Here is a 9,057-nt window from a genome sequence, read left to right on the forward strand (position 1 = left end):
CTGCCACTGGATGGCAGACAACTCTGGCAACTGTGGCGGCAACAACAGGTACGGTGTATTGTAGCTACCAGTAATGAGATTCTGCAGCAGCTGTTTGCACTGATGCCGGAAGAGGGACAGGTCTGGCTAAGGCAATGCCACTGGCTGCTGGTAAGCCCCCGGATGCAGGAGCAGGCACAGGCACTGGGCATTAGCCCCAAACAAATCCGCCTGGCAGATAATGCCAATGATCAGGCCTTACTGCAGCAAATTATTCAGCTTAAAAAGGAAATGTTATGAGTGAGCAGGCAGAGTTAACCCCGGCTGAGGAATCAGCAGCGCCGCTGGAGCAGCTGAAACAGCAAATTGCTGAGCAGGAACAACGCCCTGTCGGTGCTGGCCGCGCGTTAGCTGTGCTGGCATTGCTATTTACCCTGTTGCTGGCAGCGGGTGTGGCTGCTGCAGGCTACTGGTTATGGCCACAGTGGCAGCAAATGCAAAACCAACAGCAGCAATTACAGCAGGCACAGCAGGAAATTAACCGGCAAAGTGCTGAGCTGCTAAGCAGCAGTCAGAGCCAGCTGCAACAGACTCTGAGTAGCCAGCAGCAAAGCCTGACTGTGTTAGAACAGCAATTAACGGCTGAGCAGCAAGCGTTGCAGCAGCAACTGCAGCAGCAGATGCAGGCAGTGCGTGAGCTGGTGCAGCAAAGTGACGGCGCACCGCCAAGGCACTGGGCACTGGCAGAAATTCAGTTTTTGTTAAAACGGGCGGATTACAGCCTGTGGTTAAACCGGGATATCAACAGTGCCCGCCTGTTATTGCAGCGCGCCCAGCAACAACTGGCTGAACTGGATGATGCCTCATTAATTAATGTTCGTCAGGCCATCGTTGCCGATTTAGCCGCGTTGGCAGAATTAACCCCCCCCGATCTGAGCGCTGTCCATGTTGAGTTGGCACAAATGCGCAAAACCAGTATGACGCTGCCGCTGAAGCAACAACAGGCTGAGCTTAGCGTGTCGGTGGCGCCACCAGAGGGAGAGCTGAAAAACTGGCGCAGCACGTTAAAATATTATTGGGACAGCAGCTTGCAGCAGTTATTTTCAGCCAGGGTAGCGGTGCCGGAAGATTATTTCAGTTTAAGCACAGAGCAGCAGCTGATGGTCCGGATTGCCCTGAATCAGCAACTGTTACTGGCTCAACTGGCCGCGTTAGAGGCTGAGCCTGCGGTATATCGCAGTGCCTTGCAACAAGCCAGTGATCAGCTGCAGCGATATTTTCAGCCCGGCGAACCGGCCGTGCAGCAGCTTAGCGACAAACTACTGGCGTTGGCTGCTGTCGATATCAGCCCGCAGCAACTGCCGGCACTGCAGAGCGTTTCGCAGTTGCAGGACTACCTGCAAAGCATGGCGGAGAGTGAGCTATGATCAAGGCGCTTATTCTGATCGCGGTCTTGGCGCTGGCAATGTTTGTCGGGCCGGTTGTCACTAATAATCCGGGCTATATCAAACTGGTGCTGGCCGGCTACGTGATAGAGATGACCGCGCTGGGCTTTGCCATTGTCCTGCTCGCCGCGTTGCTGGTACTGGTCATCGCGGTTAAAGTGGTTAAACGCTTATTGCGTTTACAACATGTCTCTTTTAACTTTTTCCGCTCCCGGCGCGAACGCAAAGCCCGCCACGCTTTTGCCAATGGTTTGCATGCCTATGCCAGACGGCAGTGGCCACAGGCGGCCGGTCAGTTGCAGCAGGCTTTGCAGGCCGGAGATTTTAATCACGAAAAACGGTTACTGGCAGCTTATGCTGCGTTTTACGCCGGTGATACCACTGAGGCAACCCGTTTAATCGCTGAATTGGCAGAGGACGATCCCGGCCGTCAGTATCTGGAAGCCGATATCTTATTGCATCAGGGCCATGCCAGCCAGGCTGTGGTGCATCTGGAGGCACTGTTACTGCATCCGCCGGTAGACCCGGCACTGGGTCAGCTATATCTGCGGGCGCTGCAACAAGCCGGGCAGTGGCAATCACTGTTGGCTGGCGCCGGCAGGGCGGCCCGCGACCATTGGTTTGACAGAGCCAGCTGGCGGCAGCAGCGCTTTGCCATTTATCCCCAGGCTATCCGGCATTTAGCCGCTGAGGCCGGCTTTGACCAGCAGCAAGATTACTGGCAGAGCCTGCCTGCCAAAGAGCGCAAGTCTGCAGCGGCCGCGTTAGGTTTAGCCTGGGCTGAAGCCGACGCGGGCCAAGCTGACGCCGCAGAGAAACGGCTGGTGGCAGCCTTGTCACTGACTGATATTGCAGCAGCCTGGCCCCATTTACGCCAGATCCGGCTGGGTCGCTCGGTGCTGCGGCTGCGGAAACAGATCCAACACTGGCTGCGGGATAATCCTACCAACGGTTATCTGTTTGCGGTACTGGCTTATCTTGCGGAACAGGAAGGTGAGCAGCAGCAGGCGCAGCAAGCCTGGCAAAAAGCCCGGCAGTATCAGCCCGAGCTGCGTTAATGTCAGCGTTATTAAGAGGTCTGGCTGCCATGGCGCGGCCCGACGCCAGACTGTTAATTCTCGGCAGTATGCCGGGCGCAAAATCACTACAACAACAGCAATATTATGCCCACCCTCGTAATGCTTTCTGGCCGTTAATGGCCAGGATCCTCGGCTTTGATCCCGGTCTGAGTTATTCAGACAGGCTGCAGGCCATGCTAAGCCGGCGGGTCGCATTGTGGGATGTTATTGGTTATTGTCAGCGGCAGGGCAGCCTGGACAGCGCCATCACTGCTGAACAGGCCAACGATTTCGGCCGTTTCTTTCTGCTGCACAATAAAATTGAGGCTATTGGCTTTAACGGCGGGAAGGCATGGCAATGTTTCCGCCGGCAGGTCATCGGTAAACAGCCATTACCCGACGGCCTGCAGCTGATCCCGTTACCTTCTACCAGCCCGGCGCATGCCAGTCTGAGCTTTGATGATAAACTGCAGCAATGGCAGAAAATCAGTCCGTTTTTGAGCTGATGGCGATTGCTGCTGTACTTTGCCTCAACCGTTTCTCTGGCGTCAGTCCCTGTCGGTACTTTTCACAACAGCTTACGTTTTCTGCTTGACAGCCGGCTAATTCAGGTCAATATTGGTGACTAATTAACCAGTCATTAATCTGTTTGATAACACTAATCTTATGAAACAATTGTTATGCAGAGCCAGCATATTACTGTGGTCGGTTGCCAAACCGGCTAATCTGCATAATTGTGCCACCGACTATCATCTGTCTGAGTGGTTTGACGAGTAGCCCCTCCCGCTGAGTAAGCTGCAAAATCTTTGGTCTGGTATGACGCCGGGCCGAGAGACCTGGCCTGTTGGCCAATTCCTATAACAAAACAATATGCAGGAAGTAAAAATGAAAGCACTAAGTCTGTTAGGCGTCATTGCGTTATTGCTATGTGGTAATACGCAGGCCTGTTTAATTCAGGAGAGCGAAAATAACAATAATGAAAGCGCTGCGGATGGCCCGCTCTGCAGTGGCACCACAGTGCAGGCCAGCATTGGCAGCCGTACCGATCAGGATTGGTTTTACTTTGACACCAACGCCACCGGTGATATCAGTGTTAATCTGAACCATGGCAGCAATGCTGACTTTGACTGGTTTTTATACCGGGCAAGCGGTAGCTATATTGCATCAGGCCAGAGTGGGGCCAACCCCGAAACCGGCACTTATGCCGACTCGCCTGCAGGAGCTCATTTTATCAAGGTAACCCGTTACAGTGGTACCGGTAACTACCAGCTGACCGTTAACTTTAGCGGCACGGGTGGCGGTACCAACCCTGAACCGGTACCTGAAAACTGTCCCGCTGGCAGCAGACCGGCGAAACCGGGTGGTCTCAGCGCAACCTTACTGGGTAACAGTAACGATGTTTGCGTCAGTCTGAGCAATCCGGCGCTGCTGTTAATGGGCGGTGGCGCTGACGTCGATGCTGCGTTTGCTAACCGCATTGCGCCACATATTAAAGGGGGAAATGTGGTGGTGCTGCGTACCTCCGGCACCGCAGCGTACAATGAGTATTTGCAGGGGTTAACCAATGCTGCGTCGGTAGAAACACTGATTGTGGATACCCGGACTAAAGCCAACAGTGATTATGTAGACTGGGCCATTCGCAGTGCTGAGTTTGTATTTATTGCCGGTGGCGATCAGTCTGACTATCTGAATCAGTGGCAGGGCACCAAGCTGCAGGATGCGTTAATTCAGGTGTATAACAAAGGCGGGGCCGTTGGCGGTACCTCTGCCGGTAATCATGTACTGGCTCAGTTTATCTATGATCCCGACGGCGTGCTTGGTGCGATCAGTTCAGAAGCTGTCACAGATTTCTGCCATGAAACAGTCAATATCAGCACTAACTTTCTGAATATACCGCTACTCAGCGGCATTATTACCGACACCCACTTTAAACAGCGGGATCGAATGGGCCGCTCAGCGGTATTCCAGGCCAGGTTGGGTAGCAGTGGTCGGGTAGTGGCGGTATCAGAAGCAACATCGCTGTTTGTAACAGCCGATGGCAACGGCGTGGTCGATGGTAGCCATGAAGTTTACGTGCTGCGGGCTGACAGCCAGACCCAATATCAGCAAACCAGTTGTGGCCAGCCGGTGATTATTAACGATCTACTGCGCTATAAATTGTTGCCGGGTCAGAGCTATAACCTGCTGAATAACAGTACCGCGGTCAGTCCCAGCCGCTTAAGTATCAATGGTAGTAACAGTAATTTTTATAACCCAACCAACCCTTACTAATAGTCTGTCTCAGGCGGGTGTAGTGCTTGCCTGAGTTCTTCGGTAAAGTCTCAGTATTTTCAGGCAACAATAAGATAACAAACGTTGCATTAAAATTATTTTTGTTTATGGTATCCGCAGTGGAATAAAAAGGGACTAGCAATGAAAAAATGGTTTTTTTTGGCCTTATTTGGCTGCAACGTCGCTCAGGCCGATATGCTGGAAGCATTAAAGGCGTATGAGAACAAAAATTATCGCGAGGCACAGCAACTCTTTGCTGAGCTACTGCCACTTGGCAATGAGATAGCCGCAATTAATCTTGGCGCAATGGCGTATCAGGGGGAAGGGCAGGAAAAAGATCTGAAGCAGGCGCTGGCTTACTTTATGTTAGCCGCCGAGCTTGAGCATCCGCAGGCAAAAGCAATTTTGCATGACCTGGTAAAACATAGCACAGAGCAAGAGCTGGATCAGGCTAATCAGCTGTTTGAGCAGTTAAAGCGCCGGCTGGTTATTGGGGCGACAGATTTGGACAAACCGGTTAACGACAGCATGCCACAGCCGATAAAACGGGTAAGCCCTGAATATCCGGTAAATGCCGCCAGAAATGGTAAGTTCGGTTATGTGCAGCTGCGCTTTTTAGTGGATGAGCAAGGTCGGGTAACGGCCATTGACACGTTAGATGCTTACCCTGAAAAAGTTTTTGAAAGAGCCTCTATCCGCGCTGTTAAAAGGTAGCGCTATGAGCCCAGTGGTCAAAAGCATTTAATGAAAGTACAACTCAGCTATTCTCTGAGCGGCGGTGTTAAGGTATCTGCGGTAGAAGAGACTGTCGCTGAACATAACTTATGGGAGTACTCAGTGGCGGGTTCGCCACAGCATCAGTTGGCTCTGGGCATGCTGTTATCGTTGGTTGAGATTCAAAGCGGTAATGGCTTTTGGTACAACCCTGATTTGCCGCTGACCCCAACAGCAGACTTTTCCATTTATGATAAGCGTGCTGAGCTGCGGCCTGACTTTGATGGTTTCTGGGGCTATGCAGTTGTTCGGGTGGCCGGAGATGGCACTATAACTGAGCAAATAAAAACGGATTTTGAACCCCGCAGCGAGGTCACTAATTTAGTGGGGCTGAAGCTGAAAGGCAAAGTAGAAGCTGATGTTTATCGGCTGCATCGCCGAAGTGACATTAGCCCCAGAGAGGTCATGGCAATACCCTCAATCGAGGTTTCCCGGTCTATGTCTGGCAAGTACTGGTGGCAGCAGGCGGCAAAAAACGGCAGTAAAGATGCACAGCGAATTATGGCAGCCCATGACGAGCAGTGGGAAAACTATCTGCTGAGCCAGAACGATGGCGAGGTGATGGCCTGGACCGGTACCCGGTTAATTCTGGAAGGGCAGCGCGAACGTGGTTTGCAGTTAATTGAGCAGGCCATCGCAAAACACTATAAACCGGCCACTGAACTGAAAAAACAATTTATGTAGCCCATTTTTACAATAATGGAATTAATTGCTGCCCCGGCGGTCTGATGCTGACGAAACAGCATCAGATCAGCGCAGCACATCTTGTCCGCTGTCGGATTGCCGACCCCACTCAGGACGGTTTTGAAGCACTTATGGCCGCTAACCCAGTCATCCCGTGCGGTGATGAAACAGCCAGCAGCACGCTGCTAAAGCAAGCGCTGGATAAACATATTAAGCGTTAATTGCTCAAGCGTCAGCGATATGCTGCTCCAGCCGGGCTTTTAAATCACCGTCAATGGCTACCGCTTTGCCGGTTTTCCGGTCTAGACAAACAAAGGTTACTTCCGCGTCGGCAGCAATCGCATCTTTACCGGCAATCCGCACTTCCTGCTTAACCACGGCACTTTTACCGCCTATTTTGCTAAAGCGGGTAAAGATTTCTAACATATCGCCCATGGTAGCCGCTACCCGGTAATTAATATTGATATTAACAATTACCCAGGCCAGATTATGTTTGGCAAACCAGTCAATATCGCCGCTGTCTTCCAGATAGCCCCAGCGGGCTTCTTCCAGAAACTCCAGATAGCGGGCATTATTAACGTGCTGATAAATATCGAGATGGTAACCGCGTACCTTTATTAGGGTTTTATGCTGCATGCGCTGGCTCCGTGCTTCATTCAGGGGCAGAGATTGTGGCATAAACCAGCTGGCCAAACCAGTTTAAATATAAGCAAAGGCATCGGCAAACATGTGTTCACGATGAGCACCATGCTCGGCAAAAGCTTCGCGGGCTATTCCGGCCATGGCAAAGGGGCCGGCAATATAAATATCGTAGGGCTCCAGCGAGACAAAATCGGCCAGCACGGCTTCATGAACCAAGCCAGTACGACCCTGCCAGCCAGGTCCGGGTTGCTGCACCACCGGAATAAAGCGAAATTGTTTATGCTGACGGGCCCACTCTGTCAATTCTGACTGATAGTACAAGGCATCTTGATGGCGCACGCCCCAGTATAAAAATACTGGCTGACTTGCACTTGCCGCACTCAGTGTTTGAGCAATAGCATAAACATAGGAGAAGCCTGTGCCACCAGCCAGCAATATAATAGGTCTGTTACTGGTTTCGCGCAGCTGAGCCTGGCCCAGGCCGATTTCGGCCATCACTGGCAAACCGGCGCGAAACTGCTGTTCAATATGGCTTAGGGCTGCGCTGGACCAGGTATCACCTGCTGGCGTGCCAATATGTAATTCCAGCAGCTCGCTGCGGGCGCTGCTGGCAATCGAAAACGGTCTTTTATCATTCTCACTTAACACCAGTTGCAGATAATGGCCGGCGCTGTAATCTGCAGCCTGCTCTGGCCGCAGCACAACTTTACTGATGCCGGGGGTCAGGGCTTCAACAGAAATTACCTGGCAGGCAATGGCAGAGGTATTGGCAGTGTTAGTCATAACGCTCTCGTTTCTGGTGGCTGGTTCTGGAGCTCAGCCACTGATAAATGGATGATGTAATACGACATCGCTTAGCGGGTAAGCCAGGCAACAATAAGTAAACTGCTGTTGTTTGTCCACGGCAGACAGCGGTTGCGGCTCGTTATAACGCACCTCACCACTTTTAAGTTTGCAGACACAGCTGCTGCAGACACCTTGCCGGCAGCGATTTGGAAAATCAATGCCAGTACGCAATGCGGCGCTGAGGATTGTTTCGCCGTGCTGCACGGTAAAATTAAGCCCGGCAGGGGTAATCGTCACCTGGTAACTCAAAGCCGGGGCGCCTTTACCGGCAACACAATACCCAGACTGTCCCAGATGGCGTCGACCCGCTGCTTAGTCGTCTCGTCCATCACGATAGGCTCGCCCCATTCGCGGCTGGTTTCACCCGGCCATTTATTGGTTGCGTCCATGCCCATCTTTGAGCCTAAACCCGATACCGGCGAGGCAAAGTCGAGATAATCTATCGGGGTATTTTCAACCAGGGTGGTGTCGCGTGCCGGGTCCATCCGGGTGGTGATGGCCCAGATCACATCCTGCCAGTCACGGGCATTAATATCATCATCACAGACAATAACAAATTTGGTATACATAAACTGGCGCAAAAAAGACCAGACGCCCATCATTACCCGTTTGGCATGGCCAGGGTACTGCTTTTTCATGGTAACCACAGCCAGCCGGTATGAGCAGCCTTCCGGTGGCAGATAAAAATCGGTGATTTCCGGAAACTGTTTTTGTAGTATCGGAACAAAGACTTCATTCAGTGCCACCCCGAGTATTGCCGGCTCATCTGGCGGCCGGCCGGTGTAGGTGCTGTGATATATCGGTTCTTTGCGCATCGTGATGTGCGTTACAGTAAATACCGGAAAATTATCAACTTCGTTGTAATAACCGGTATGGTCACCGTAGGGGCCTTCAGCTGCCATTTCACCGGGGGCAATATAGCCTTCCAGCACAATCTCAGCGCTGGCCGGCACCTGTAAATCATTACTGATGCATTTGACCACTTCGGTATTATCACCCCGCAGTAAACCGGCAAAGCCGTATTCTGACAGCGTATCTGGCACCGGCGTTACTGCACCTAAAATGGTTGCCGGATCGGCGCCTAACGCCACTGAAACCGGATAATTCTGGCCCGGATTGGCTTTTTGAAATTCATAAAAATCCAGCGCACCGCCGCGGTGCGACAGCCAGCGCATAATCAGTTTGTTTTTGCCAAGTACCTGCTGGCGGTAAATGCCCAGATTTTGCCGCTCTTTGTGCGGCCCTTTGGTTACAGTTAAACCCCAGGTAATTAATGGCGCGGCATCGCCCGGCCAGCAGGTCATCACCGGCAGCTGGCTCAGGTCTACCTGCTCCCCGGTTAGCACAATTTGCTGACA

At 52.2% G+C, this 9,057-nt stretch carries 11 protein-coding genes and 1 pseudogene; 8 read left to right on the forward strand and 4 right to left on the reverse strand.

Going from position 1 to position 9,057, the window contains the following annotated elements; translation table 11 throughout:
- From R3177_RS10470 to R3177_RS10505, 8 genes and pseudogenes are all read left to right on the forward strand, one after another.
- Positions 1-279 (forward strand): annotated as a pseudogene (locus tag R3177_RS10470) (uroporphyrinogen-III synthase); the annotation flags it as partial.
- On the forward strand, positions 276-1,406 hold the full coding sequence (locus R3177_RS10475) for a uroporphyrinogen-III C-methyltransferase (RefSeq protein ID WP_318970980.1): 1,131 nt from the start codon (positions 276-278) through the stop codon (positions 1,404-1,406). The pseudogene R3177_RS10470 and the gene R3177_RS10475, both read left to right, overlap by 4 nt.
- A complete protein-coding gene (locus R3177_RS10480) occupies positions 1,403-2,482 on the forward strand; it encodes a heme biosynthesis HemY N-terminal domain-containing protein (RefSeq protein ID WP_318970981.1) in 1,080 nt (359 codons plus the stop codon). The genes R3177_RS10475 and R3177_RS10480 overlap by 4 nt, the downstream gene beginning before the upstream one ends.
- A complete protein-coding gene (locus R3177_RS10485; protein ID WP_318970982.1) occupies positions 2,482-2,988 on the forward strand; it encodes a DNA-deoxyinosine glycosylase in 507 nt (168 codons plus the stop codon). Before R3177_RS10480 ends, R3177_RS10485 begins: the two co-directional genes overlap by 1 nt.
- 379 nt (positions 2,989-3,367) lie before the next feature.
- Positions 3,368-4,753, forward strand: coding sequence for a Type 1 glutamine amidotransferase-like domain-containing protein (locus tag R3177_RS10490; protein WP_318970983.1), 1,386 nt, complete (start codon positions 3,368-3,370; stop codon positions 4,751-4,753).
- A gap of 141 nt (positions 4,754-4,894) precedes the next feature.
- Positions 4,895-5,467 carry a TonB family protein gene (locus tag R3177_RS10495; RefSeq protein WP_318970984.1) on the forward strand — a complete coding sequence of 191 codons (573 nt, stop codon included), beginning with the start codon at positions 4,895-4,897 and terminating at the stop codon, positions 5,465-5,467.
- 30 nt (positions 5,468-5,497) lie between these two features.
- On the forward strand, positions 5,498-6,211 hold the full coding sequence (locus R3177_RS10500; RefSeq protein ID WP_318970985.1) for a hypothetical protein: 714 nt from the start codon (positions 5,498-5,500) through the stop codon (positions 6,209-6,211).
- 44 nt (positions 6,212-6,255) lie between these two features.
- A complete protein-coding gene (locus R3177_RS10505; protein WP_318970986.1) occupies positions 6,256-6,432 on the forward strand; it encodes a hypothetical protein in 177 nt (58 codons plus the stop codon).
- A 4-nt stretch (positions 6,433-6,436) separates the two neighbouring features.
- On the opposite strand, the gene R3177_RS10510 is transcribed toward R3177_RS10505, so the two are convergent.
- From R3177_RS10510 to R3177_RS10525, 4 genes are all read right to left on the reverse strand, one after another.
- The gene (locus R3177_RS10510) at positions 6,437-6,847 is read right to left on the reverse strand and encodes a thioesterase family protein (protein ID WP_318970987.1); all 411 of its coding nucleotides are present in this window, start codon (positions 6,845-6,847) and stop codon (positions 6,437-6,439) included.
- Between the two features lie 63 nt (positions 6,848-6,910).
- Complete coding sequence (fre, locus tag R3177_RS10515) at positions 6,911-7,636, reverse strand: NAD(P)H-flavin reductase (protein ID WP_318970988.1); 726 nt, start codon at positions 7,634-7,636, stop codon at positions 6,911-6,913.
- Between the two features lie 33 nt (positions 7,637-7,669).
- Entirely contained in the window at positions 7,670-7,948 is a 279-nt protein-coding gene (locus R3177_RS10520) for a 2Fe-2S iron-sulfur cluster-binding protein (RefSeq protein WP_318970989.1), read from the reverse strand.
- A partial coding sequence (locus R3177_RS10525; protein ID WP_318970990.1) for a UbiD family decarboxylase occupies positions 7,945-9,057 on the reverse strand: 1,113 nt, incomplete at its 5' end. The genes R3177_RS10520 and R3177_RS10525, both read right to left, overlap by 4 nt.

The organism is Arsukibacterium sp., assembly GCF_033722355.1.
Lineage (GTDB): Bacteria > Pseudomonadota > Gammaproteobacteria > Enterobacterales > Alteromonadaceae > Alishewanella.

What these genes read in the sequence shown, in the direction of transcription:
- R3177_RS10475 (WP_318970980.1), top strand. Translation starts at nt 276, where the DNA reads ATGAGTGAGCAGGCAGAGTTAACCCCGGCTGAGGAATCAGCAGCGCCG.
- R3177_RS10480 (WP_318970981.1), top strand. Translation starts at nt 1,403, where the DNA reads ATGATCAAGGCGCTTATTCTGATCGCGGTCTTGGCGCTGGCAATGTTT.
- R3177_RS10485 (WP_318970982.1), top strand. Translation starts at nt 2,482, where the DNA reads ATGTCAGCGTTATTAAGAGGTCTGGCTGCCATGGCGCGGCCCGACGCC.
- R3177_RS10490 (WP_318970983.1), top strand. Translation starts at nt 3,368, where the DNA reads ATGAAAGCACTAAGTCTGTTAGGCGTCATTGCGTTATTGCTATGTGGT.
- R3177_RS10495 (WP_318970984.1), top strand. Translation starts at nt 4,895, where the DNA reads ATGAAAAAATGGTTTTTTTTGGCCTTATTTGGCTGCAACGTCGCTCAG.
- R3177_RS10500 (WP_318970985.1), top strand. Translation starts at nt 5,498, where the DNA reads ATGAAAGTACAACTCAGCTATTCTCTGAGCGGCGGTGTTAAGGTATCT.
- R3177_RS10505 (WP_318970986.1), top strand. Translation starts at nt 6,256, where the DNA reads ATGCTGACGAAACAGCATCAGATCAGCGCAGCACATCTTGTCCGCTGT.
- R3177_RS10510 (WP_318970987.1), bottom strand. Translation starts at nt 6,847, where the DNA reads ATGCAGCATAAAACCCTAATAAAGGTACGCGGTTACCATCTCGATATT.
- fre (WP_318970988.1), bottom strand. Translation starts at nt 7,636, where the DNA reads ATGACTAACACTGCCAATACCTCTGCCATTGCCTGCCAGGTAATTTCT.